Consider the following 23,077-nt stretch of genomic DNA (forward strand, 5'->3'; position numbering starts at 1 on the left):
TGAAGACGACGAGGTTGATAGGTTCGGGGTGGAAGCACAGCAATGTGTGGAGCTGACGAATACTAATCGGTCGAGGGCTTATCCTACAACGTTTCCGAAGGAAACGTACTTCGGAAGCATAAACTTGGATACCCCATAAAGTGAAGCAAATGCTTCGGAGTTACTTCCGAGTACTTTGCAGGGGCCCCATAAATGACTTAAGGAATTCAAACTTTCGCATCCAGTTTTCAAGGTGTAAATATACCTTTTATGCCGGTGTAGCTCAGTTGGTAGAGCAACTGACTTGTAATCAGTAGGTCGTGGGTTCGACTCCTATCGCCGGCACCATTATCAAGTATAATTCCGATCAACTATGATCGGATTTTTTGTTATTTTAATAGTTGTAACCGAGTAAGACAGTTTATTGTTCGAAAAAACAGCGGGTCGCTTTGCAAAGCGATCCGCTGTTTTTAGGTTACACTTCGATATTCGCTGCTATGCTGTCCTCACGGCCATACTCGCGGATAAGCGCTGCTACAGCTTGGTGTTGCGGGTTAGGGCCATAAGCCTCTAACGCAGCTTTATCTTCGAATCTGACGCGAAGGACCAGCTGGTAGCCTTTGTTGTTATCCGAGAAATTAATGCCGGCATTAATTTCAACGACACCTGTCAAATGTTGTTTCAGCGCCTTAAAGCGATCTACGATCTCTTGGAGCTGTTCGTTGGTTGTTTGCTCTCCGAATTTCACCAAAATAGTACGATCAATCATGTTGTAACCTCTCTCTTCATCAAAATCTCTAGCCTTATGCAATATAGCATGAAATGGGAATGTATTTCTAGTTCTTTTCAATAACCAAGCTCTTTAATCGGTATACACAAGCTTTGGTCTGCTAGAATACGAGTTTGAAGTTTTGCGTGCATGGTGCATTCAGATGTGTTAATCTTGTTTTTACTGGAAAAATGTTGAAGTCAATAGAGGGTCAACTCTTAAAGTCGGGAGTGAGAGGATGAAATGGAGAAGGCTGTTGAGTATTCTGTTTATTTCAGGATTTGTGGTTTCATTAATCCCTTTGCTATTTCTTATAGTGGAAGATAAGAATAATGCTTATTTTAGCGTAGTGATGTTCCTGGCAGTTGTTTTCTTTTTTCTGGCGGTGAGCAATTCTGTTACCTACTATATGATTATGATTAGGGAAATGAAGAGGAGATGAGATTATCATGCCTAATCATGTTTGCATCATTACAGGAGTATCCAGCGGACTTGGAGCTGAGCTCGCTAATAACCTTCTAGAGGATTGGAACACGGTTATCGGTTTATCCCGCACGAATAATGAGGTAATTGGCAAAGACGCTGCAGCAGGAAAATACTACTTTTATCCTGTTGATCTCACTCATTTGGAGAATATTAAAACTGTAGTACAAAATCTTATTTCGGCTATTAATCAATATGACCTCGATTCTATAACCCTGATTAATAATGCGGCTTTAGTAACGCCATTAAAAGAGATTCATCTTTGCTCGGATGAGGAAATCATGAAAAATATACAACTCAATCTTGTGGCTCCGATGCTTCTTACCTCGACTTTTATTCGGTTGACTTCGGATTGGCGTGTAGGTAGAAAAATCGTAAATATTTCATCCGGATCCGGAGAGTATCCTGCACCAAGCATGAGTCTCTATTGCTCGGCCAAAGCCGCGATGAATATGTTTTCCCAATGTATAGGAATGGAGCAAGATCAGGGTCAGGCGGCAAATAAAGTTCAAATTTATGCAGTTGACCCAGGGATGATGGACACACCAATGCAGCAGACAGCACGAGAGTCCGATATGGCATTAGCGAAATATTTTGCGGATCAGAAGGCAGAAGGGAATTTAATGGATCCAGCTAACGTAGCCAAACAAATCATTAAATTACTCCGTACATCTGTTTCTGTTAATGGTGGTTTATATCCGGCATGCGAATTGGAGGAATGATCAGATGAACAGCGAGAATAAGGTGAAGAACAGCTGGAACGAGTGGTCAGATACTTGGTATTTGAAATATAGAACCGAAGAGGCGATAGCAAAAATCATATCGGTTCCTGCGTCCGCTTTCCATCCAACGACATATGGCATGATTAGAGAGGCCTTCCCGGACTTAACAGGAAAACGGGTATTGGTTCCTTCGAGCGGAGATAATCATGCGGTTTTTGCTTTTCATTTATTGGGAGCTCGAGTCACTTCCAGTGATATTTCCGATAAACAAATAGAGAACGCTTCCATTATTGCCAAGCAACAAAGCTGGGACATAGAGTTCATATGCGAAGATACGATGTCGTTGTCGCAACTTCCAAGCGAAGAATACGATTTCGTCTATACTTCAAATGGCGTTCACGTTTGGATCCATGATCTAAAGTCCATGTACAATAATGTTAGCAGGGTTCTAAAGAGAAACGGAATCTATATCATGCACGATATCCACCCATTTATGCGGCCGTTTGGAATTAAGGCAAAAGAAGCTCTCACTGTAAAAAAGCCTTATCACCTAACGGGACCCTTTGGAGAACTGCCAACCTACGGCTGGAGAATTCAGGATATATTGAATGCTGTTGTTTGCGCCAGCCTTCATATCAAGCATATCGAAGAGATGTATGCGGAGAACGGTTGGTTCTGGGTCGATGATTCAGAGAACGAAGGCGATAATTTAACCGCTGAACAAATAGATAGCTACTCCAATTGGCATGACAATCCTTCGGCTGCGCTTCCTCAATGGCTCGCGTTAAAGGCCGTTAAATACTAAAAGCAGAACTGTTTACAAATGTAATTGTATGGAGAATTATCATTCATGCTTATGCCTTTAATTGGTGTATGGCCAATAGACAAACGAAGCGGCGGAATTCAAATAGAGTAATTTAGAAGATCATAACACAATTCCGAAGAAATGCAAACACTTGTTCCCTTTTTGTTTTCATGCTATTATTTGGGTAATAAAGGCAGAATTTGTACCGACTTACCTGTTTGAATAACTATTTGTTGGAGGAGATCTGAGGATGAGCTTAAAGGTTGGGCCGTATGATCTGCGGCAATCGGATATTTCAGGTGCGAAGTGGCAGGAGGTTCGCGCGGAAGAGCTGGTAATCGATAATGTCAGCCTGGCAAGAACTTCGATTAATAACGTAAATATGAGCGCCATGAAATTGAATGATGTGAATATGAGTGATTTTCAAATTACGGATGCGAACATGACTGGGGTAAGTATTAAGCTTGCAAATATCAGTCAGGCCAGCATTGATCATGTCTATCTGATTGGCACTAAGTTTACGAATGTCGTTCTACCGAATGAAGGCGAGCCGCAATACAAACCGGATGGACAATATGAACCAACCACTTTTAAAAGCTGCAATCTCTCGAAATCCCAGTTCAATGCCTGCGATTTATCCAATGTAACGATTGATAACTGCAATATTGATGGTTTGCGTATCAATGGAATTCTGATATCGGATCTGCTTAAGGATCAGTAGATCAATCGTCGGGAGGTCAATCTCATGAGCGAACAAGTGCTTGAAGAAGAAAAGGGCAAGTCCAGAGTTAAGCTCGGGAAGACTATTCAGGTTCGATTAGTATCGGATCTGGTTAAGTCGCAAGCGTATTATCGCGATTGCTTAGGATTTTCGATTGATGATTGGGGACATGCGGAGCGTGACGAGGTCTGTTTTATCCTTCAACAAGCTGTCTCCGGAGAAGATGTGAAACCGAATGCCGTTTCAACCAAGCGTCACAGTTATCCAACGGAATGGGAAGGGCCGGATTATGGCTGGGATACCTATATCCATATGGGCTGGGAAGAATTCGACGAATACGTGGAAGAGATCCGTACTAGAGGCGGGATGATCGGAGTTGAAGCCTTTATTGGCGAGCATGGGGGCTGGGAATTCAAGAATGCCCATCTCCATGATCCTGATCAATACAATATTGTCCTTGGCGCAATGCGAAAAAAAGTTTATACATGAGAAGAAAGCAGGACGTTTATGAATCCTATTTCTAATAGAATCAATGGTATCTTTATACCGGTAAGCAGTATTGAACATGTCCGCGACTGGTATTGCAATATGCTATATGACCGAGAATTTTTATAAAGCACCGGCATCTAAAGACCATACAGGGGAAATTAACAAGCATTCGATTACTCAGTATGACATTCGCCCTTATGAAATAAAGGAGAGAGGCATGATGAAGTTTGAACAGCTGGTACCGATTCTTCGTATATTTGACGAGGCAAAAGCAAGGGAGTTTTATTTGGACTTTTTAGACTTCACCGTGGATTGGGAGCATCGTTTTGAACCGGAAATGCCACTGTATATGCAGATTTCAAGGGGGAGAATAAGACTGCATTTGAGCGAACATCACGGAGACTGCAGTCCGGGTTCGGCTGTTCGCATTGAAATGACCGGAATAAGGGAATTACATCACGAATTATTGGACAAGAATTATAAATATGCAAGACCCGGACTGGAAGAAACGCCGTGGAACACGCTGGAATGCAGAATCGGCGACCCGTTCGGGAACCGGATTGTGTTCTGTGAGTCGACGTTAGACAAGTAGGAGGCGCTGAGAATAAGGTTACTTCTAGGTGTTGTACTGCTAATCGTATTCCTTCTAGTCACTTTCTTTGGACTTGGCCCCGTATTGTTTGCGGACGGGAGCAAGTCGGAAAGAATGGTTACGCTTGGAATAGTCCTCCTAATTTATGTTGCCATTGCGATCGCTGCCTGCTTCTTATTCCGGAAGAAGCGGTAAGACGCCAAACGAAGGTCCAAGCTCTATTCAAAACCTGTCATATTTCTCCTAATTTTCCGCATACGAATAGTGAGTTGATGTAATGTGCTGGGAAAGGGGACCAAAGGCGAATGGACTGGATCAATGACCAGATTATCCGATTGGCACAATCTTCACTGCCTCCGGGGGCGGAGCTAGTCATGATGGAGGATCCTCCTAACGAATACGCGATTTATCCCCAGGATTTAAGCGGGGATGGCGTTCCGGAGCTAACGGTTGTGTATCGCTGGCAGGATGAGCTTTATGTTCATATTTTGCAATACCGTCATATCGGATGGACGATTGCTGCAGCTGCGAAGGGCGAAGGTTATAGTGTTGCTGAGCTAACTGCTGCTCCCGTAACTAGCCGGATGGTTAATAATCTTATTATTAATTGGCGGACTGGGGAAGAACAGACGAGGCGCGCGGTCTATGAATGGAGTCCTATAGGTTTTCGGAATATTGTACCTGATGAACGGACTCTGGAGACTAGAGCGATTTCTCTTTATCCGGGATCAGAAAAAACGACTAGCGGAACGAGATGGGGCTATATTAATGGAATCGGCACGATGGTGATACCGCCGCGCTTAGACCGTGCAGAGGATTTTCAGACGAATGGGCTTGCTATAGTAAGTGCGGATAATGGGGATGGCCTGATTAACACAACAGGTGCTTATTTTGTCAGACCCGTTTATAGCTATATTGCACCTTTCTCGGAAGGAAGAGCGGTTGTTATAGACGACAAGGGCAAATACAGGCTGCTTAATGATTCGGGAGCTATCGTTACAAGCAATGGCTATTCCTATATGGCAGATATGCATGACGGAAGAGCGATGGTAAACAACCAGCTGGAAGGCGGAAAAATCGTCTATGGCTACATTGACCGGTCGGGCAAGGAGGTTATACCCCTTCGTTATGAAGATGCCACCGATTTCTCCAATAGGCATGCCGTCGTAAAAATGAAGGACAATGATTATGCTTTAATCCGTCATGACGGTTCCAAGGAAGCAGAATATCATTATCAGTTTGTAGGGGTTCTGGGGGATGGATTATTGCCTTTCCAACAGACGGCGAATGGGAAATATGGCTACATCAACGAGAAAGGCACGGTAAAGATTCAGCCGACCTATTCTATGGCATTTCCGTTTCAGAATGGCCGGGCAATCGTGAATAACGCGGAGGATTTTGGCTCGGAATACGGCGTGATTGACACAAAAGGAAATCTGGTTATACAAACGATTTATAACGATATCATGGCAATTGGCCAGCAGCGGTATGCGGTAGGGAAAGCGATTGATCCGGATCAACCGTTCCTTGGCTCGTTGTATGCGATCTTCGATTCCGATGGCAAACGATTGTCGGAATTTGTCTACACGGACGTGCAGCCGTATCGAAAAGGCCTCGCTTCCGCCAGCAACGGCAAGACGACCTTCTTCATTAACACCAGCGGCAATCCGGCTCCCGGCTATCCGCAGTTCCAAGGAAGCGGTACTTTGAAGCTCGAGGATGACTTGATACAGGTAAATATTGACCAAAGGATTAAATACGCCAACCGTAACGGACGTATCGAATGGGAGCCTAACACGGTCATTCCGCTTCGCTTGCCTTATCTCGTAAGAGAGCATAAATATAAGCCGAATAAGGACTATGTCGTCTATTATCCCGCAGTTGAAGGGATCGCCGATCATGCAGCGCAGGAGCGGTTGAACGAAACGCTTAAGGTAATGTCGCAGGTCAAGCCGATCCCTGGCGATGAGCAGCTTGGTTATACGTATAGCGGGGATTACGAAGTGACGTTGTTCAAGAAAAACCTGCTTGAGATTGAAATGACGGGCTATAATTATCCGGCTGGGGCAGCACATGGCATGCCAACGAAGGTCTATGCCCATATCGATGTGTCCAATGGAGACATGTATACGCTGAAGGATTTATTCAAACCTGGCAGTGACTACGTGAAGGTGCTGAGCGATCTCGTAGGGGAGCAGATCAAAACGGACCCTCAGTATGATTATGTTTTTCCGGATACGTATAAAGGCATCAAACCGGATCAACCGTTTTTCGTAACGCAGGATGCGCTGCATCTGTATTTCGAGCCTTATGAGATTGCGCCTTACGCAGCAGGCTTTCCTGAATTCAGAATCCCTTACTCGCAGATAATGAACATTATTGATGAGCGCGGCGATTTCTGGCGTTCGTTTCATCCATGATGGCCGTTCACGAGAGCAAGTGCCACCCACAGTAAATGGTACATGTTAACGAATAAGTAGAGCAGGAATAGGATGACAGCGGAATAATGGATCCATAAGCGGGTACTTAACCGAGGATAAATACACAAAAAGAGAATGGGAAATAACAGCTTAACGCCATAGTAAGCGATAGAGTGCCAGTTATACAGCCAAGATACAAACGGATTCAGCTCGGTTATTAGCTTTAATCTTATTCCGATATCGGTAAATAAGGCATCAGTCAGACTGAAAAAAAGCAGCCATAGCAGCAGCCCTCTTATCGGCAGTCGAAGGATGACGGACATTCCGGCACTTCCCATCCCATAGAAGAGTGTTATAGTGTTATGATACAATTTGTATCCACAATTAGCAAGCTGGCGCATGAAGGACTCCTTCTTCAGAAGGGGGATTTTATGCGCTGTTTTCGTTTTGGCGCTTGCCCGATTGTGCTGATATAATATAGTAGTAAAGGAATTGTGACCGACTATAATCAGATGGAGCTGAAAGTCATGCAAAGCTCGTCATTATCTTCATTTCATCCATCCCTTGCGGAATGGTTTGAGGCTTCGTTCGGCGAGCCGACCGACGTGCAAAAACAAGCTTGGAAAGCGATTACAGCTAGCGACAATACGTTGATTGCGGCTCCGACAGGCTCGGGCAAAACATTAGCCGCCGTTCTTCCGTGTCTCGATGGGATTGCCAAAATGAAGCAGCTGCAGCGTCAGGCCGGCGTAAGGCTGCTTTATATTACGCCGCTTAAGGCCCTTAATAACGATATCCATGATCATCTGGTAGCATTTATCGAACAGATCGATAAGCTTGCCGCATCAACGGATGCGAACTGGCCGGGACTCCGCAGCGGCGTTCGGACAGGGGATACGACCAGCTCGGTTAGATCCGCTATGTATCGGAAACCGCCGGATATTCTGGTCACTACGCCGGAATCCTTGTATATTCTTCTCACTTCCGAGAAAGGGAGGGAAATGCTAAAGACGGTCTCTTACGCGATTATTGACGAGATTCACGATCTCGCAGCGGATAAAAGAGGAACGCATTTGTCCGTGTCGCTCGAACGGTTGGAGGAGTTATGCGGAAGACGGATTCAACGAATCGGCGTATCGGCAACGCAGAAGCCGCTTGCCCGCGTGGCAAGATTTCTTGGCGGCTGGCAGGAACCGGCAGGCAGTAGGAAAGATGAGCAACAAGTGGCCGATAGTGAAGGATTCATTCATCCGCTAGGTCTAGTGCCGCGTCCGGTAACGATCGTGGAAAGCCATATGAGCAAAAAGCTTGAAGTAACGTTGACGATGCCTGATCAATCGCAGCCGATGCAGACCCGAGAAGCGGTGTGGCTGCCGATTCTGGACAGGCTGTTTGCGCTGATGTCCGATTGCCGTTCGGTCATTATTTTCGTAAACAGCCGAAGGTTATGCGAACGCTTATGTCTGCGGCTGAATGATCATGCCGGCTACGAGATGGCAAGAGCCCATCATGGGAGTATTGCCAAGGAGCGGCGGCTGGAAGTAGAGAGAATGCTAAAGGCAGGCGAGCTGCGCTGCATTGTGGCAACCTCCTCGCTCGAGCTTGGCATAGACGTGGGGCATATCGAGCTGGTTATTCAGCTCGATTCTCCTATTGAGGCCGCATCCGGCATTCAGCGGATCGGCCGTGCGGGCCACGCCGTCGGCAGCGCGAGCCGCGGCGCGATGGTCGCCCGGCAGCGGGGCGTGCTGCCGGAGATGGCGGTGCTCGGCAAATTAATTGCCGAGCGAGATATCGAGCCGATCCAGATCCCGCGGGATCGGCTCGATGTCCTGTCGCAGCAGACGATCTCCATCGTTGCCGCGCAGGACATGGCGGTGGGCGAGCTGCACAGGCTGATCGCCCGAAGCGACAGCTACCGAAGCTTTCCAATCGGCAGGCTTCGGGACATGCTGCAGGTGCTGGCGGGCTTTTATCCGTTTATGAGGCCGCTGCTCGATTGGAACCGTGATACGGATCAACTCGTGAAGCGGCGGAATACGATGATCGGCGCATTGACCGGCGCGGGTACGATTCCTTCAAGCTCGGCTTATCCGGTGCATCATGTGGACAGCCGCGTCCATCTCGGCGAGCTCGACGAGGAATTCGTTCAGGAGAGCCGCGTAGGGGATGTATTCCAGCTGGGCATGAACGGCTGGATGATTCGGCGGATCGATAAGGATCGAGTCTATGTGTCCGAGGCGGGCAACCGCTTTAGCGAAATACCGTTTTGGCGTGCTGAAGGACTTGGGCGAACGTATGCGTTAGGCAAAAAAGTCGGGGCGTTTATCGCGGAAATCGAAGAGCGTCTTCAACGGGAAGACGAGGATAAGCTGATCGGCTGGCTGTCCGAGCATTATCAGATGGATGATTATACGGCGCAGCAGCTCCTGTCTTTAATCGGTTCCCAGCAATCCTTCTGCGAGCTGCCGACGGATAAACGCATCGTCGTTGAGACCTACCGCGATCTGATGAACCAAACGCATGTCATTATGCATAACCCGTTCGGCAGACGGCTCAACCGGACCTGGCTTCTGGCAATCGAGCGGCAGTTCGAGCTGCTGCTGCCATATCGGCTGTACGGCAATGCAAAAGACAACGGCATCGAATTCGTTCTGCCGGAATGGGATTCCTCCTGGCTGCAGACCATCTGGGGGGTTACGCCAGGTCATGTGGAGCCGCTGCTGACCGAAGCGATTACGGGATCGCCGCTACTGGCTATTGCCTTCCGTCATATTGCCGAAACCTCGTTATTATTATCCCGCAGTTTCGGCAGAACACCGCTGTGGCAGAAGAGGCTGAGAAGCGAGGAATTGCTTCGTAATGCTTTGCCGTATGCCGAGCATTTTCCTTATTTGACGGAAGCGATGAAGGCTTGCCTGCATGAGTTTTTATCTTTGGATGATCTTCGCGCTTTGTTAACCGCCATTCAGGAGGGTGAGATTGAGGTGGTGGTGAAGGAGACGGAATATCCGTCCCCGATGGCTACCCAATTTCTGGCGGATTACGTGAATATGCGGATTTACGAAGGCGATGGGCTGGATCCGGCCATTCAAATGCAGCTTATGAATGTCAGCAAGGAGATGGCGGGCCGTTTGTTCGGCGAGCAGGCTATCCGCAGCGCTATTCCCGAGCAGGTGCTGGAAGCGGAGCGGCAAAGGCTCTCGGAACCGGAACCGGAGCTTCGTGAACCAAGCGACGTTATCCGTCTGCTGAAGCGCCGAGGCGATCTGGCTTCGGACGAGCTGATACAGCTGTCTGGGACAAGGACGCTGGAATGGGCGGAGCAGCTTCTGCAAACCGGAGAGCTTGCGGTCTATCAACCATCGGAAGACACGCCGGAAGAGGAATACCGATGGATTTGCCGCGATGAACGGGACATTTACGAAGCCTTTCCGGCGTCGGATGAAGCAGCTGCCTTTATCATCCGCCGGTTTGCCGATAACCGAATCGCCTTTACCGAGCTTGAGCTATGCGAGCGTTATCCCAAGCTGCCGTTAGCGGAAGCGAAGAGACTAATCGACAAGCTGCGTGAGGAGGGCAGCCTCGATCAGGCGCCTTTTGCGGCGTCGCCGGAGGAAAGGATCTGGTCGACCCGGCGAGCGGCGGAGCGTATGATCCGTCTCTCGATTGGGGAAGCCCGCAAGCAGATACAGCCGGTATCCGCAATCCGCTGGTGTGCTCAGATTGCGCTTCGTCAGCACGCGCTGCAAGGTACGCAGCTTCGCGGGAGCGAAGGCCTCAAGCTTGTGATCGAGCGTCTGCAGGGTATTTTTCTGCCGTTATCGCATTGGGAAACGGTTATTTTCCCTTCCCGCGTTGCGGATTACCGGAAGGATGAGCTTGATCTGCTGTGCGCAACGGGGGAAGTCATCTGGATCGGCAAGAAGCAGCCGGACGAAAAGGAAGGGAAAGTTGCCTTCTTCCTCGCAGGCAGCCGTTCGATCTATGAGCCTTATCTGGCGGCGAGCAGGGAAAAAGCCGCGTCGCATCCGGAGCTGCTCGAGCTGTTGAAGAAGAGCGGGGCAAGCTTCCTTACCCGACTGGCTAGAGAGACCGGGAAGCTTCCGACGGAGGTGTTGTCGGCGTTGCTGGAGCTTGCTTGGGAAGGCCATGCCTCCAATGACCAATTTGCTCCCCTGCGGCTATTAACGCTAAAGAAAAGCAAGGATTGGGCAAAGACCGGATCGGGACTCGGCAGATGGTACTGGACCGGCAGTCTGGAAGAGGCTTCGCCGGAAGAAGGGCAATCCGGGTATACGTCTACGGATACGGACTCGCCGGAGATGTATTGGATCCGCCATTTGGTGGGGACGTACGGAATCGTTACCAAGGAGTTGACCGCTTCGGTTACGCCTTACAGCTGGGACCGTCTTCAGCCGGTTCTCCGCAGGCTCGAGGAATGGGGCACGTTGACGCGCGGATTGTTTATCGACGGATCGATAACGATGCAGTTTACGACACCGGAGATTGCCGAGCTTATTCGTAAACCATTCTCTTCGGGAAGCCCTGCGCAAGAGACGCTTACGCTGTTGTCGGCGGTAGATCCGGCCAATCCGTTTGGCTTGATCATGGAATGGCCGGAGGGCAAGGATTGTTCCTTTGCCAGAAAGCCCGGGCATTTTCTCGTTATACGGGGAGATCAATGGCTGTACTGGATGGAGAACAACGGCAAAAGGATCCATACGATGGATCCTCAGGAATCCTCCAAGCCTCCTTCGTCAGAGGAGCTGAAATGGATTTTTATGACGCTGCTTCGCCGCCAGCATCTCTCGAAGATTGTGGTGGAACGCTGGAACGGAGAGACGGTAGCGTTGACGGAGGAAGGAAGGCTGCTGAAGGAAATTGGAGCGGAGAGTGATCAGAAGTCGCTTGTATTATGGCAAAGCCAATTGAAATAGGCATGCTATCGTATATAGGAAAGGGGTTCTACGCGTGCAGCACATGATGAAGTATGTGAGAAAATACGGCCTGCTGTTCACCTTTTGCGTCCTGCTCGTCAGCGTTGAGGCATTGGCGGATTTGCTTCAGCCGACCATGATGTCGCATATCGTGGACGAAGGGGTTGCGACCAAAGAGATGGATAAGGTGCTTCATTTCGGAGGTTATATGCTGCTGATTACGCTCGGAGGCGCTATTGCGGCATCCGGCCGCAATATTGTCTCCAGTATCGTATCCCAGCGGTTTGGCGCAGAGCTTCGCCAGGATTTGTTCGAGAAAATTCAAGGGTTAAGCTTTGAAAGCGTTGACCGCTTCGACCGTGCCTCGCTCGTTACAAGGCTTACCAACGACGTGACGCAGGTTCAAAACTTCGTCAACGGCATGATGCGGATTTTTGTCAAAGCTCCCATGCTTTGCATCGGAGGGTTTATTATGGCCTTCCGGTTAAACCCGTACTTATCCATCGTTCTTATGATCGTCATTCCGATCGTTGGTTTGATGATTGTGCTTAACATGAAGGTAGGCTTGCCATTATTCTTGAAGGTGCAAAATGCGTTAGACCGGTTAAACGGCGTTATGCGCGAATATTTGTCCGGCGTAAGAGTTGTGAAAGCCTTTAACCGGTTCGACCTCGAGGTCGATAAATTCAACGGGATCAACAAGCAATATGAAGCCCGGTCCACTTCCGCTCAGCGGGTCATGGCTGTATTCGGTCCAGGCGTTACGCTGACGATGAATATCGGAATTGTTGCCGTTATCTGGCTCGGCGGCATCCGGGTCAACGACGGACATACCCAGGTCGGTCATATTATCGCGTTCGTTAACTACATGACGCAGATTCTGTTCTCGCTGACTGCAATGACGATGATTTTCAACATGTTCGTTCGGGCGAAGGCGTCAACGGGCCGGATTGTGCAGGTGCTTGCGGAGACCAATCCCATGATGGACCCTGCTCGGCAATCTGCCGTGAAGGAGCTGCAGGGCAAAGGCGCTATCGAATTCGACAACGTCAGCTTTTCTTATGAAGGACCTGACGGCGAGCCCGTGCTTAAATCGATCAGCTTCAGCTGCCAGCCCGGGGAGACCGTTGCCATCATCGGATCAACCGGCTCGGGAAAAAGCACGCTGGTAAACCTGATCCCCCGATTCTATGACGTTACGGAAGGGGCGGTGCGGATTAACGGCATCAACATTCGGGAAGTCGATGCCCACGAGCTGAGAGAGAGGATTGCCATTGTGCCTCAGAAGTCGGTGCTGTTCACCGGTCCGGTTGTGGACAATATCCGGATCGGCAAGCAGGACTCGTCTATGGAAGAGGTCATGGATGCGGCCAAAATGGCTTCGGCGCATTCGTTTGTTTCCGAGCTGCCTGAGCAGTACCATACCATGATTGGCCAAGGCGGCGTGAACTTCTCCGGCGGGCAGAAGCAGAGGATTTCGATTGCGAGAGCGCTGATCCGGAAGCCGGATATTCTTATTCTCGACGATTGCACAAGCGCGCTCGACAGCGCGACCGAAGCATCGATCAAACGTGCGATAAGCGATTACGCTAAAGGAGTTACCTGTCTGCTCATTGCCCAGCGGATTTCCTCCGTGAAGGATGCGAGCACCATCATCGTAATGGACGACGGAGAAATAGTAGGCATGGGCAATCATGACCGTTTGATGCAGGATTGCCAGGTTTATCAGGAGATTTACCGTTCGCAGATCGGCAAGGAGGTGGACAACCATGCCTCAGCCTAACGGAACCGACCCCGGCAATAACGGCACAGCGCGCTCCGAGGTTAATGTGCCGATGGGAGGCCGTCCAGGCGGTCCCGGATTTGGCGGACGCGGCGGACCTAAGCAAAAACCGAAAAACTTCCGAGCGACGTTAATGCGCTTATGGGGGTATTTGAGCGGCGAGCGTAAGCAGCTTGCCTTGGTATTCGGCTTTATCCTGATCGATTCCGCCATTATGCTGCTTGGACCGTATTTAATTGGCGTTGCCGTAAACGCGATGGCAGGAGGCCAAGGCGCCGTCGATTTTGGTCTGCTGCACCTTGTGCTGTTTGCCCTGGTTGCGTCTTATTTGGCGGATGCATCGCTCAGCTTCCTTCAGGGATGGATGATGGCGGGGATCTCCCAGAGGATCGTCAGCCGGCTTCGGCGCACCTTGTTTGAGAAGCTGCAGCGATTGCCGCTTGTTTATTTCGATACGCGCCGGCACGGCGAATTGATGAGCCGTCTTTCAAACGATATCGACAACGTCAGCACTTCCGTCTCGCAAACATCGGCGCAGCTGATGACGGGATCCATCGCCTTGCTCGGGTCGCTGATCATGATGCTGGTGCTGAGCCCGCTATTGACGCTTGCAAGCCTGATTACGGTGCCGCTGGTTTTCCTGCTTGCCCGAACGATTACGAAACGAACCAGCGCCTTGTTCAAAAACCAGCAAGCGCAGCTGGGACGGCTAAACGGTCAAGTCGAGGAGACGATTACCGGCTTCCAGGTAGTGAAGGCCTTTAACTATGAAGCGACCTCGATAGCCGATTTCCGCAAAGACAATGACGAGTTGTGCAAAGTAAGCACGAAGGCGCAAATCTGGTCCGGCTTTATGATGCCGCTGCTCAGCGTGATTAACAATATCGGCTTTGCGGCCGTAGCGATAGTCGGCGGGGTTATGGCCGTGCACGGGATGATTACGGTGGGGATTATCGCCAGCTTCCTAAGCTATTCCCGGCAGTTCGTCCGGCCGATGATGGATTTGGCGAACACGTACAACGTTCTTCAATCGGGGATTGCAGGAGCGGAGCGGGTATTTGAGGTGCTTGACGAGAAGGAAGAGGTCGAGGATGCACCGGATGCCATCGAGCTTGGTTCTCCCAAAGGCGAGGTTGTGTTCGAAAACGTGCAGTTCGGCTACCGCAGCGACGTGCAGATTCTGAAAGGCGTCAGCTTCAAGGCGGAAGCCGGCAGCAGCACGGCCTTGGTTGGACCAACCGGAGCGGGGAAAACAACCGTTATTAACCTGCTCAGCCGGTTCTATGACGTGACTGGCGGGCGGATCCTCATTGACGGGAGGGACATCCGGGATTACACGAGGGACAGCCTTCGCCGGACCTTTGGCATAGTGCTTCAGGATACGTATTTATTTTCCGGTACGGTTAAGGAAAATCTGAAGTACGGCAAGCCGGAAGCAACGGATGAGGAGGTTCGGAGAGCGGCGCGCATGGCGGGGGCGGACGGTTTCATCCGGCGCTTGCCCCAGCAGTACGACACACCGCTTACGGAGAACGGGGGCAACCTGAGCCAAGGACAGCGGCAGCTGCTCGCCATTGCAAGAGCCATTCTCGCGGAGCCGTCGATTCTCATTCTGGATGAGGCGACCAGCAGCATTGATACACGGACCGAGCTCCGTATTCAGGAAGCGATGCTTCAGATGATGGAGGGGCGCACCAGCTTTATCATCGCCCACCGGCTGTCCACGATTCAGAATGCCGATACGATTCTCGTTATCGACAAGGGAACGATAGCCGAGAAAGGCTCCCACAGCGAACTGATGGAGAAGGAAGGCCTTTATTACGGCATGCACCGGAATTTAACGGTATAACTGGATGGCGGGACCTATTCGCTAAGAAGGGTCCCGCCATTTTTCGTCATTCTTTCATGAGGATTCTATCATTTGTGCTCTCTAGCAAAAATTTGATATACTAGGGCCGTTGCTTTACTGCTTCCACTTGTTGGTAGAATCAGGGTAGAGCATGGGAGGTTTTAGATGATTAATCAATGGGGAATCAAATCAGCCGCGGCCGTACTGGCTCTTGCCTTGTTAACGAGCGGTGTTGCAGAAGGGAAAGCCGAGTCCGCGGCTGCCGTGACGGCTACGGCGACGTCGGCCGTACCTGCGAAGACCACGATTCTATTAGACGATGTAGAGCTGCCTTTCGATAGTCCGCCAATTATCGTAAAAGGCGTTACTTTTGTTCCGTTCCGTACCATCGGCGAAGCGCTTGGCCTTCAGAAGGTCGTCTGGGACGAGAAGACGCAGACCGTTACCGCGGAAGGCTCCAAGCAAGGCAAAGCGGTAAAGCTTTCCATGAAGCTTGGCAGCGGGACTGCCGTCGTAAACGGGACAAACGTAAACCTGCCGGCTGCGCCAATGATGCGAAATAATCGCGTGCTTATTCCGTTAAGCTTTTTCAGCACCCAATTCGGCGCTCAGGTTGGCTGGAGCCAGTCAACCAATACCGTAACGATCAAATCGCCGCAAAAAGCGATGCATCTGCGCACATTCTACGCGTTATCCTCGTTCGCGGAGCGGGAGCTGGTCAATTCCGCGAACTCCGTTGCATACGGCTGGAGCCGGATCGACCGCGACGGCAACTTTACGCTCGAGGGCACCGAATACCGGGTTCCGGAGCCTAGCGGCGATATCACGCCGCAATCGCTAGTAAGCGATGCTGCGAACAAATCGATCAAGCCTTACTTGATGGTCTATTCCCTTGACGGGCAAAACGAACTGACGACGATGATGGGCAGCGAGACGCTTCGGGCCAATTCAATCAGCGGCATAACAAAAGCAATTTCGGATTACGGCTTTGGCGGCGTTGTCCTGGATTTTGAAGGGCTTGGCTTCCAAATGGACAAGATTGAGCAGCAGAAGCTGCTTAACGGGTACGTGAAGCAGCTGAAGGATGCACTCCCGCAGGGTATAGCCTTGTCTCTTGTCGTGCATGCGCCAAACAGCGCTTATCAAGGCTATGATTACAAGACGCTGGCCAGCCTGGCGGACGACCTTGTTCTGATGGCCTATAAATACAATCCTTCCGGGACGGCGGCTCAAGTGCCGAATCCGAATAATAAGGTAAATGAAGCCATTCAACTGGCTCTAAAAGCCGGCGTGCCCAAATCGAAGCTACTGCTTGGCATCGATTTGAGTGCGGAAACTCCGCAGTCGATTGACGACAAGCTTGGCCTTGCCAAGCGTTATCAGTTGAAAGGCGCGGCATTATGGCGCCTCGGCTTGTACAGCAAATATTCGCCCGATATGATTCCGGCCATTAATAAATCCGTTATAAAAGAATAGTCTTACGGCCAATCAGCGGCAGAATGGATGTCTATCCGGTTCTGCCGCTGTTTTTTTCGGAGAGCCCGAACCCTATCCTATCATTCTCATATTACTAGAGTAGCTGAAAGGAAAGGGGGGATCGCCTTGGGAGTGCTGTTTCCGATTGAAATTCCTGAGGTTCTGGAGGCCGCGAAAAAGAAAGCTAAGCTTGTCGTGCTTAAAACGGTTTCCGGCGAAGAGATTGTAGGACGCGTCGTGGCCGTGAAAAAAGGAGTCGTCGTACTCAAAGCGTTTCACGCGAAGATTTATGTGGCCCTGAACAAAATCATTGCCGTCATTGTCCGCTGAGGCTAGCACAAAAAACCGCGTAATTCGCGGTTTTTTTGCTAGCAGGCCGGAAACGGCAATATATCGTTAATGTCGTTAAGGCTGTAATGGAAGGTAGCGAACTGCGTGGCGTACATATATTGCATGACGTAAACCTCGCCGCCTTGCACGTTGCAGACGACTCCGGATACGCCTTGGCCGTTGCGGAGCGAAATGCCGACCGGACGACCCCTAAGCATCATTGCTTTTTGCTGTATGGACATTTGACCCTGCATAAACATAATCCAACCAACCTCCTGATTGACTTTAATGGTATAATGGTGGGTAGACGATTAGCAACGCGAGAGAATGGAGCTTTGAAGCATGAAGAGATTCAAGAAATTTTATATCGAAATTACGAGTATTTGCAACCTGGCGTGCTCCTTCTGTCCACCAACCGAACGCGCAAAAGGATTTATCAGCATAGAAGATTTCAAGGAGCGGCTTGATCAGATCAAACCGTTTACGGACTATATTTATTTTCATTTAAAGGGCGAGCCGCTTCTTCATCCCAAGATTGACGAGCTGCTCGATATTAGCCACGAGAAGGGTTTTAAGGTCAATATCACGACGAACGGAACGCTGCTTCAAAAAAATAAACATAAGCTGCTGTCCAAGCCGGCTCTCCGGCAGATGAATTTCTCGCTTCACAGCTTTGACGGGCATGCCGGCTCCAAGGATAAAGAGGGCTATATCGGCGGAGTTTTATCCTTCGTCCGGGAGGCCATGGAACAGACGAATATGATCACATCGTTCCGCTTGTGGAATTTGGCGCAGGATAATATGACGAATGCGGAGAGACAGCGGAACCGCGAGATTCTGTCGATGATTGAGCGTGAATTCGAGTTGGATTATCTGATTGAAGAAAAGGTTATGCCCGGAAGCGGAGTCAAAATCGCCGAGCGCGTCTATTTGAATCAGGATTATGAATTCGAATGGCCGGACCTAAGGGCAAAGGAAGACGACGGCAAAGGCTTCTGCTACGGACTTCGGAATCAGGCAGGCATTCTGATTGACGGTACCGTGGTGCCGTGCTGTCTCGACGGTGAAGGGGTAATCAATCTTGGCAATATGAATGAGCAGCGGTTCTCGGACATTATCGAGGGCGAGCGGGCGACAAACCTCGTTGACGGCTTCTCGAGAAGGGAAGCGGTTGAGGAGCTGTGCCGCAAATGCGGCTACCGCCAGCGCTTCGGCAAATAAGGGGATCAGACATACGGACAGCCGTTGAACGTTATGCGTTTACGGCTGTTTTTGTACTTGTTGGCAGGTTCGGATCCTTAAGCCGGTGAAGGTTTTCGCGTCTTGGAGAGTCAGCACCCTCTCTGTCATCTGCTTCTCCATCTTATGAAGACACAAGGCCTAAGGGTGCTTAATGCCACAATTCTTTGAAATAACGCCGCGAACGCTGCGCGGAATAAATGCCGGGAGCCCCCGAGCACAAGTAAGCGACTGCGCATCCGATGAGCATGTAGAGCCAGCCGCAGCCTTGCAAGCCAAACAGCTCAAGGCCGAGAATAAAGCTGGCCAGCGGCGTATTGGTAGCCCCGCTGAAGACCGAGACTAACCCGATTCCCGCAAGCAGGGGAACGGATACCGCCAGCAGCTTGGCAAGCGCGCTGCCAAGCGTTGAGCCAATCACGAATAATGGCGTAACTTCGCCGCCTTGGAAGCCGGCTCCTAGAGTAATCGAAGTCAAGATGGTTTTCCACAAGAAAGCAAGCGGAGCAGCGGCTTCTTCGAACGAATGCTGCAACAACGGAAGACCAAGGCCTGCGTATTCCCTCGAGCCGATGAGATAGACCATCGCGATGACGATCAGGCCGCCAACCAAACTTTTTAGCATCGGATTGGGCAAAAGCTTCGTAAACCAGGCTTTCAGCTTATGGGTTAACTTGACGAACAACAGGGCTGCAAACCCGAACAATACGGCAGCCCCTGCAATTTTGACCAGTAACAGACCGCTAATCGGTGGCACCGTGCCCATCGAATAATGAAGATGATGCACGCCCCAGGCTAATGTCGTATAGTGGCCAACGTAGCTCGCGAGAAATATCGGCAGAATCGATTGCAGCGAGATCGCTCCAAGCGCGGCAACCTCCAGGGCAAATATCGCGCCGGCGGCCGGAGTGCCAAAGACCGAACCAAAACCGCTGCTGATCCCGCACAGCAGGATGATTTTGCGTTCAGCGCCGCTAAGCTTGAAGCGCTTGCCGATCATTTCCGCCAAGCTGCCGCCCATTTGAACGGCCGTGCCCTCCCGTCCGGCTGAGCCGCTGAACAAATGGGTAACAATCGTGCCAAACAGCACAAGCGGCGCCATGCGCAGTGGAACAGCCGTCTCACCGCCATAGATTCGGTCAAGCAGCAGGTTATTGCCTTTTGCCGCATCTTTGCCGTATTGCATATAAAGCCAGCTGACCAGCGCTCCGCCAAGGGGGAGCAGCCACAGCAGCCAGGTATGCGTCATAGACGTTTCCGTTGCCCATTCCAGGGTTGTCAGGAATAAAGCGGAGGCTGATCCCGTGCAAATGCCGACAATAGCCGCAGCGGCCAGCCGGATGAAGGATGTTTTCATAACATTAGCCATAAATCCAATAAGCTCCTAACTGAAGAGAAATTCACGCGAACAATTATTTATTTACTATCGTACATTTTGAAAATAACGTCAATAACGGCCGGAAGTGGTACACTAGAAATTAGATGAATAGACGCGAAAAAGGAGTCATCGCAACAAATGTTGTTAACGACCTTGAATGAACTCGATAATTCCCTGTGGCCGCTTGCGAAGAAGCTTTACGAACAATCATTCCCGAAGCAAGGGCGAAAGCCCGATGCCATTATTAACGGCATGTTCCGGAAAATGCGGTGTTTTCTCCATACGCTTGCCGATGAAGGCCGGGTACAAGCAATGGCCCTGTCAGGGCTTACGGGCGGAGAGAAAATATTGCTTATTGATTACATCGCGGTATCCGAGCAGCGGAGGGGAGAGGGGATCGGCTCTCAACTAATCGCAGCGATTGAAGAATGGGCGCAAAAGTGCATGCAGCTTGACGGACTTCTCATTGAAGTGGAGTCGGAGCAGAACCGGATAAACGAGCAGCGCATCCGGTTCTGGGAGCGGAACGGGTTCACCATTACCGATTACGAACATTCTTATATCTGGGTGCCGGAGCCATACCGGGCCATGTACAAACCACTCAGTCAGGAAAACGCATGGCTTGGGGACGGGAGCGGAAGGCAGCTGTTCCGTTACATAACCGCCTTTCATGAAAAGGCATATTCCAAGAAATAAGCAGGAGGAGATTATTCATGGAAAATCCATTAAATAAAACGTTAAACCGGAGATATATCTTGAAATTTCTGGAGGAGCTTCTTCAAATACCAAGTCCCAGCGGCTATTGCACGAACATTATGAACCGTCTCGAGGAAGAAGCGGCGAAGCTGGGTTATGCGATGGAGCGTACGCCTAAAGGGAACGGAATGATCACGGTTGCGGGCAGCGGCGATTCGGCGGATGCGATTGCTTACACCGCGCATGTCGACACGCTTGGCGCCATGGTGCGTTCCGTTAAATCGAACGGCATGCTGCGCATTACCCCCATTGGCGGATACGACATGCAAACGATTGAAGGGGAATATTGCCTGATCCATACCAGGGACGGAAGGCAATACGAGGGCACGGTTTTGTCTACCAAAACCTCCGTCCATGTCTATCCGGACGCAAGGGAATGGAAGCGGGACGAGGCCAACATGGAAATCCGAATCGACGAGAATACGTCCAGCAAGGCAGAGACGGAGTCGCTGGGCATTGCGGTAGGCGATATCGTCTCTTGGGATCCTAGAGTGCGGATTACGCCGCAAGGCTGGGTGAAATCCCGGCATCTGGACGACAAAGCAAGCGTCGCGGCGTTATTCGGTCTTCTGGAATGGATGAAGCGGGTCGATCAAAAACCGGGGCGGACTTTAAAGCTTATTTTCTCCACTTACGAAGAGGTAGGTCACGGCAATTCCTACATGCCAGCCGACGTTACGGAGCTTATTGCGGTTGACATGGGGGCGATTGGAGACGATTTGTCCACGACGGAGCGGGATGTATCGATCTGCGCCAAGGATTCTTCCGGACCGTACGATTACGAGATGACTTCGAGATTGATTGAGCTTGCGAAGCAGCATCAGCTGCCTTACGCCGTCGATATTTATCCGCATTATGGATCCGACGCTTCTGCTGCGCTGCGGGGAGGAAACAACATACGCGCCGCTTTGATCGGACCCGGCGTTCATGCCTCCCACGCGATGGAACGGACGCACGCCGACGCGATCGTAAATACAGCAGCATTGCTGCTTGCGTACCTGGGATTGTCCGTCTCCTAACGGATGATTTATTATTTCTTCGCGCTGGTTACTGCCGCCTTCATCTTGCTGATGAACAATCCCCGCAGCGAGATGAACCGCTGGGCGGCTTTTTTCCTGAGCGCTGCCGCGATAGGCGGCTTAACGGATGTATTGATCCGGTATGGCTATGACGATTGGGCGAACATCGAGCAGCTGCTTAACCATACGTTATCGCCATACGGCATTCTTATATTCAGCGTGGTTTATTCCGAGCTGGTACCCGGAAAAAGAGCCCGGCTTTATTTGAAGCTGGCTCTGCTCGTTATCCCCGCGTGGATGATGCTATCGACGCCGATAAAACCGGAAATCCGTCTGGATTACCGGTTCCTTCTGGGCTGGGCTGCTCCGTACTACCTCGCCGCGTGCCTCTTGCTCATCGTCTCCTTATGGAAGGAGACGAACCGCCGCAAGCGGCGGAACCGCTTTATCGCAACCCTTATAATCGTGCCGACTATACTGGCTGTGCTGCTGCTTATTAACGTAGCGGCTGTCGTTGCTCCGGAATTGGATGCCTTCCGGTACGTGTCCTTGTTCATTATTTATTCGTTGTCCGTGGCTCTTATCTGCACGTTTATTTACGGCGTGCTGGGAGTAAGGCTGCGCTTTGAGAAGGACCCGCTCGAAGGGACGATGAAAGCGGTCAGCTCCGGTGCGGTCCAGCTTAATCATTCGATCAAAAACGAAATCGGCAAAATTGCCATCAGCTCGGATAATCTGAAGAGGGAGCTGGCGGAACGCTCGCCAGACTCGTTGTCCCATCTGGCTATCATCACGTCGGCCTCGGATCATATGCTTGTTGGCATGGTGAACCGGATTCACAGCCAGATGCGGGACATCGTTCTGTCAGAGAAGCCGTTTAAGCTGGACCAGCTGGTTCAAAGCAGTTTGGCTAAACATAAAGGGCTGTTCGAGCAGAAGGAAATCCGGGTACGGGGCGATTATGCCTGCAGCCCGACAGTGATTGGCGATCCCGTTCATTTCGCTGAAGCCCTCGGCAACGTATTGGTGAATGCGGCGGAGGCGGTGGAGACCGGAGGGGTCATACATATTTCTCTGGAGCGGGAAAAGAAATCCGTCCAGTTACGGATTAAAGACAACGGGAGAGGGATAGCGGCCGATCAGCTCGAACGGATATTCGAACCGTTCTTCAGCACGAAGAACCGCTCCAGCAACTTTGGCCTTGGCCTTTCCTACGTTTACAATGTGATGAAGAAGAGCGGAGGCTCTGTTGACGTTATGAGCAGGGAGAATGAAGGGACAACCGTTATTTTTCATTTTGCCGCCAAAAGCATCCGCTTAGGCTGAC

At 50.5% G+C, this 23,077-nt stretch carries 20 protein-coding genes, 1 tRNA gene and 1 rRNA gene; 18 read left to right on the forward strand and 4 right to left on the reverse strand.

Annotated features, from left to right (window positions below):
- Positions 1-86: ribosomal RNA gene (locus tag FHT67_RS24355) — 23S ribosomal RNA — on the forward strand; the annotation flags it as partial.
- 165 nt (positions 87-251) lie between these two features.
- Positions 252-327, forward strand: a tRNA-Thr gene (locus FHT67_RS24360).
- 127 nt (positions 328-454) lie between these two features.
- Here FHT67_RS24360 and FHT67_RS24365 read toward each other — a convergent pair.
- A complete protein-coding gene (locus FHT67_RS24365) occupies positions 455-748 on the reverse strand; it encodes a Dabb family protein (protein WP_132308988.1) in 294 nt (97 codons plus the stop codon).
- 449 nt (positions 749-1,197) lie between these two features.
- On the opposite strand from FHT67_RS24365, the gene FHT67_RS24370 reads away from it, so the two are divergent.
- From FHT67_RS24370 to FHT67_RS24395, 7 genes are all read left to right on the forward strand, one after another.
- The gene (locus FHT67_RS24370) at positions 1,198-1,953 is read left to right on the forward strand and encodes an SDR family NAD(P)-dependent oxidoreductase (protein WP_167201604.1); all 756 of its coding nucleotides are present in this window, start codon (positions 1,198-1,200) and stop codon (positions 1,951-1,953) included.
- Between the two features lie 4 nt (positions 1,954-1,957).
- Positions 1,958-2,758, forward strand: coding sequence for a class I SAM-dependent methyltransferase (locus FHT67_RS24375; RefSeq protein ID WP_167201605.1), 801 nt, complete (start codon positions 1,958-1,960; stop codon positions 2,756-2,758).
- A gap of 250 nt (positions 2,759-3,008) precedes the next feature.
- On the forward strand, positions 3,009-3,479 hold the full coding sequence (locus FHT67_RS24380; RefSeq protein WP_132308992.1) for a pentapeptide repeat-containing protein: 471 nt from the start codon (positions 3,009-3,011) through the stop codon (positions 3,477-3,479).
- A 24-nt stretch (positions 3,480-3,503) separates the two neighbouring features.
- Positions 3,504-3,968, forward strand: a complete 465-nt coding sequence (locus FHT67_RS24385; protein ID WP_167201606.1) for a VOC family protein — start codon at positions 3,504-3,506, stop codon at positions 3,966-3,968.
- A gap of 217 nt (positions 3,969-4,185) precedes the next feature.
- A complete protein-coding gene (locus FHT67_RS24390) occupies positions 4,186-4,560 on the forward strand; it encodes a glyoxalase superfamily protein (RefSeq protein WP_279591600.1) in 375 nt (124 codons plus the stop codon).
- 12 nt (positions 4,561-4,572) lie between these two features.
- Positions 4,573-4,755, forward strand: a complete 183-nt coding sequence (locus FHT67_RS30705) for a DUF6954 family protein (RefSeq protein WP_481856083.1) — start codon at positions 4,573-4,575, stop codon at positions 4,753-4,755.
- Positions 4,756-4,865: 110 nt separating this feature from the next.
- Positions 4,866-6,980 (forward strand): WG repeat-containing protein, encoded by a 2,115-nt coding sequence (locus tag FHT67_RS24395; protein ID WP_167201607.1) that lies wholly within the window; start codon positions 4,866-4,868, stop codon positions 6,978-6,980.
- Here the strand turns inward: FHT67_RS24395 and FHT67_RS24400 are convergent.
- Positions 6,971-7,303, reverse strand: a complete 333-nt coding sequence (locus FHT67_RS24400; protein ID WP_132308997.1) for a DUF5658 family protein — start codon at positions 7,301-7,303, stop codon at positions 6,971-6,973. The two genes, FHT67_RS24395 and FHT67_RS24400, sit on opposite strands and share 10 nt — an antisense overlap.
- 204 nt (positions 7,304-7,507) lie before the next feature.
- On the opposite strand from FHT67_RS24400, the gene FHT67_RS24405 reads away from it, so the two are divergent.
- The 5 genes from FHT67_RS24405 to FHT67_RS24425 all read left to right on the forward strand — a co-directional run bounded on the left by FHT67_RS24405 (position 7,508) and on the right by FHT67_RS24425 (position 17,358).
- Entirely contained in the window at positions 7,508-11,920 is a 4,413-nt protein-coding gene (locus FHT67_RS24405) for a DEAD/DEAH box helicase (RefSeq protein WP_167201608.1), read from the forward strand.
- 34 nt (positions 11,921-11,954) lie between these two features.
- Positions 11,955-13,703 (forward strand): ABC transporter transmembrane domain-containing protein, encoded by a 1,749-nt coding sequence (locus FHT67_RS24410; RefSeq protein ID WP_167201609.1) that lies wholly within the window; start codon positions 11,955-11,957, stop codon positions 13,701-13,703.
- Positions 13,690-15,552 carry an ABC transporter ATP-binding protein gene (locus tag FHT67_RS24415; RefSeq protein ID WP_208403528.1) on the forward strand — a complete coding sequence of 621 codons (1,863 nt, stop codon included), beginning with the start codon at positions 13,690-13,692 and terminating at the stop codon, positions 15,550-15,552. Before FHT67_RS24410 ends, FHT67_RS24415 begins: the two co-directional genes overlap by 14 nt.
- A 165-nt stretch (positions 15,553-15,717) precedes the next feature.
- Positions 15,718-17,028, forward strand: coding sequence for a stalk domain-containing protein (locus tag FHT67_RS24420; RefSeq protein WP_167201610.1), 1,311 nt, complete (start codon positions 15,718-15,720; stop codon positions 17,026-17,028).
- A 126-nt stretch (positions 17,029-17,154) separates the two neighbouring features.
- Positions 17,155-17,358 (forward strand): hypothetical protein, encoded by a 204-nt coding sequence (locus FHT67_RS24425; protein ID WP_132309001.1) that lies wholly within the window; start codon positions 17,155-17,157, stop codon positions 17,356-17,358.
- 38 nt (positions 17,359-17,396) lie between these two features.
- On the opposite strand, the gene FHT67_RS24430 is transcribed toward FHT67_RS24425, so the two are convergent.
- The gene (locus FHT67_RS24430; protein WP_132309811.1) at positions 17,397-17,600 is read right to left on the reverse strand and encodes a hypothetical protein; all 204 of its coding nucleotides are present in this window, start codon (positions 17,598-17,600) and stop codon (positions 17,397-17,399) included.
- Between the two features lie 100 nt (positions 17,601-17,700).
- Here FHT67_RS24430 and FHT67_RS24435 point away from each other — a divergent pair, with 100 nt between their 5' ends.
- On the forward strand, positions 17,701-18,579 hold the full coding sequence (locus FHT67_RS24435) for a radical SAM/SPASM domain-containing protein (protein WP_132309003.1): 879 nt from the start codon (positions 17,701-17,703) through the stop codon (positions 18,577-18,579).
- 169 nt (positions 18,580-18,748) lie between these two features.
- On the opposite strand, the gene FHT67_RS24440 is transcribed toward FHT67_RS24435, so the two are convergent.
- Entirely contained in the window at positions 18,749-19,966 is a 1,218-nt protein-coding gene (locus FHT67_RS24440) for a chloride channel protein (protein WP_167201611.1), read from the reverse strand.
- 147 nt (positions 19,967-20,113) lie between these two features.
- Between FHT67_RS24440 and FHT67_RS24445 the strand changes: the two genes are divergently transcribed.
- Genes FHT67_RS24445 through FHT67_RS24455 form a run of 3 tightly spaced genes read left to right on the forward strand, consistent with a single transcriptional unit; the run spans position 20,114 to position 23,076 of the window.
- Positions 20,114-20,671 carry a GNAT family N-acetyltransferase gene (locus FHT67_RS24445; RefSeq protein ID WP_132309006.1) on the forward strand — a complete coding sequence of 186 codons (558 nt, stop codon included), beginning with the start codon at positions 20,114-20,116 and terminating at the stop codon, positions 20,669-20,671.
- 17 nt (positions 20,672-20,688) lie between these two features.
- Positions 20,689-21,750, forward strand: coding sequence for a M42 family metallopeptidase (locus FHT67_RS24450; RefSeq protein WP_167201612.1), 1,062 nt, complete (start codon positions 20,689-20,691; stop codon positions 21,748-21,750).
- A 3-nt stretch (positions 21,751-21,753) separates the two neighbouring features.
- Positions 21,754-23,076, forward strand: coding sequence for a sensor histidine kinase (locus tag FHT67_RS24455; protein WP_167201613.1), 1,323 nt, complete (start codon positions 21,754-21,756; stop codon positions 23,074-23,076).
- Position 23,077: the final 1 nt, after the last annotated feature.

Source organism: Paenibacillus sp. BK720, from assembly GCF_011761545.1.
In the GTDB taxonomy this organism is placed as follows: Bacteria; Bacillota; Bacilli; order Paenibacillales; family Paenibacillaceae; genus Pristimantibacillus.

Excerpts from the sequence above, each read along its gene's own strand:
- FHT67_RS24365 (WP_132308988.1), bottom strand. The coding sequence starts at position 748 with ATGATTGATCGTACTATTTTGGTGAAATTCGGAGAGCAAACAACCAAC.
- FHT67_RS24455 (WP_167201613.1), top strand. The coding sequence starts at position 21,754 with ATGATTTATTATTTCTTCGCGCTGGTTACTGCCGCCTTCATCTTGCTG.
- FHT67_RS24370 (WP_167201604.1), top strand. The coding sequence starts at position 1,198 with ATGCCTAATCATGTTTGCATCATTACAGGAGTATCCAGCGGACTTGGA.
- FHT67_RS24400 (WP_132308997.1), bottom strand. The coding sequence starts at position 7,303 with ATGTCCGTCATCCTTCGACTGCCGATAAGAGGGCTGCTGCTATGGCTG.
- FHT67_RS24420 (WP_167201610.1), top strand. The coding sequence starts at position 15,718 with ATGATTAATCAATGGGGAATCAAATCAGCCGCGGCCGTACTGGCTCTT.
- FHT67_RS24445 (WP_132309006.1), top strand. The coding sequence starts at position 20,114 with ATGTTGTTAACGACCTTGAATGAACTCGATAATTCCCTGTGGCCGCTT.
- FHT67_RS24435 (WP_132309003.1), top strand. The coding sequence starts at position 17,701 with ATGAAGAGATTCAAGAAATTTTATATCGAAATTACGAGTATTTGCAAC.
- FHT67_RS24380 (WP_132308992.1), top strand. The coding sequence starts at position 3,009 with ATGAGCTTAAAGGTTGGGCCGTATGATCTGCGGCAATCGGATATTTCA.
- FHT67_RS24430 (WP_132309811.1), bottom strand. The coding sequence starts at position 17,600 with ATGTCCATACAGCAAAAAGCAATGATGCTTAGGGGTCGTCCGGTCGGC.
- FHT67_RS24375 (WP_167201605.1), top strand. The coding sequence starts at position 1,958 with ATGAACAGCGAGAATAAGGTGAAGAACAGCTGGAACGAGTGGTCAGAT.
- FHT67_RS24440 (WP_167201611.1), bottom strand. The coding sequence starts at position 19,966 with ATGGCTAATGTTATGAAAACATCCTTCATCCGGCTGGCCGCTGCGGCT.
- FHT67_RS24450 (WP_167201612.1), top strand. The coding sequence starts at position 20,689 with ATGGAAAATCCATTAAATAAAACGTTAAACCGGAGATATATCTTGAAA.
- FHT67_RS24405 (WP_167201608.1), top strand. The coding sequence starts at position 7,508 with ATGCAAAGCTCGTCATTATCTTCATTTCATCCATCCCTTGCGGAATGG.
- FHT67_RS24385 (WP_167201606.1), top strand. The coding sequence starts at position 3,504 with ATGAGCGAACAAGTGCTTGAAGAAGAAAAGGGCAAGTCCAGAGTTAAG.
- FHT67_RS24395 (WP_167201607.1), top strand. The coding sequence starts at position 4,866 with ATGGACTGGATCAATGACCAGATTATCCGATTGGCACAATCTTCACTG.
- FHT67_RS24390 (WP_279591600.1), top strand. The coding sequence starts at position 4,186 with ATGATGAAGTTTGAACAGCTGGTACCGATTCTTCGTATATTTGACGAG.
- FHT67_RS24415 (WP_208403528.1), top strand. The coding sequence starts at position 13,690 with ATGCCTCAGCCTAACGGAACCGACCCCGGCAATAACGGCACAGCGCGC.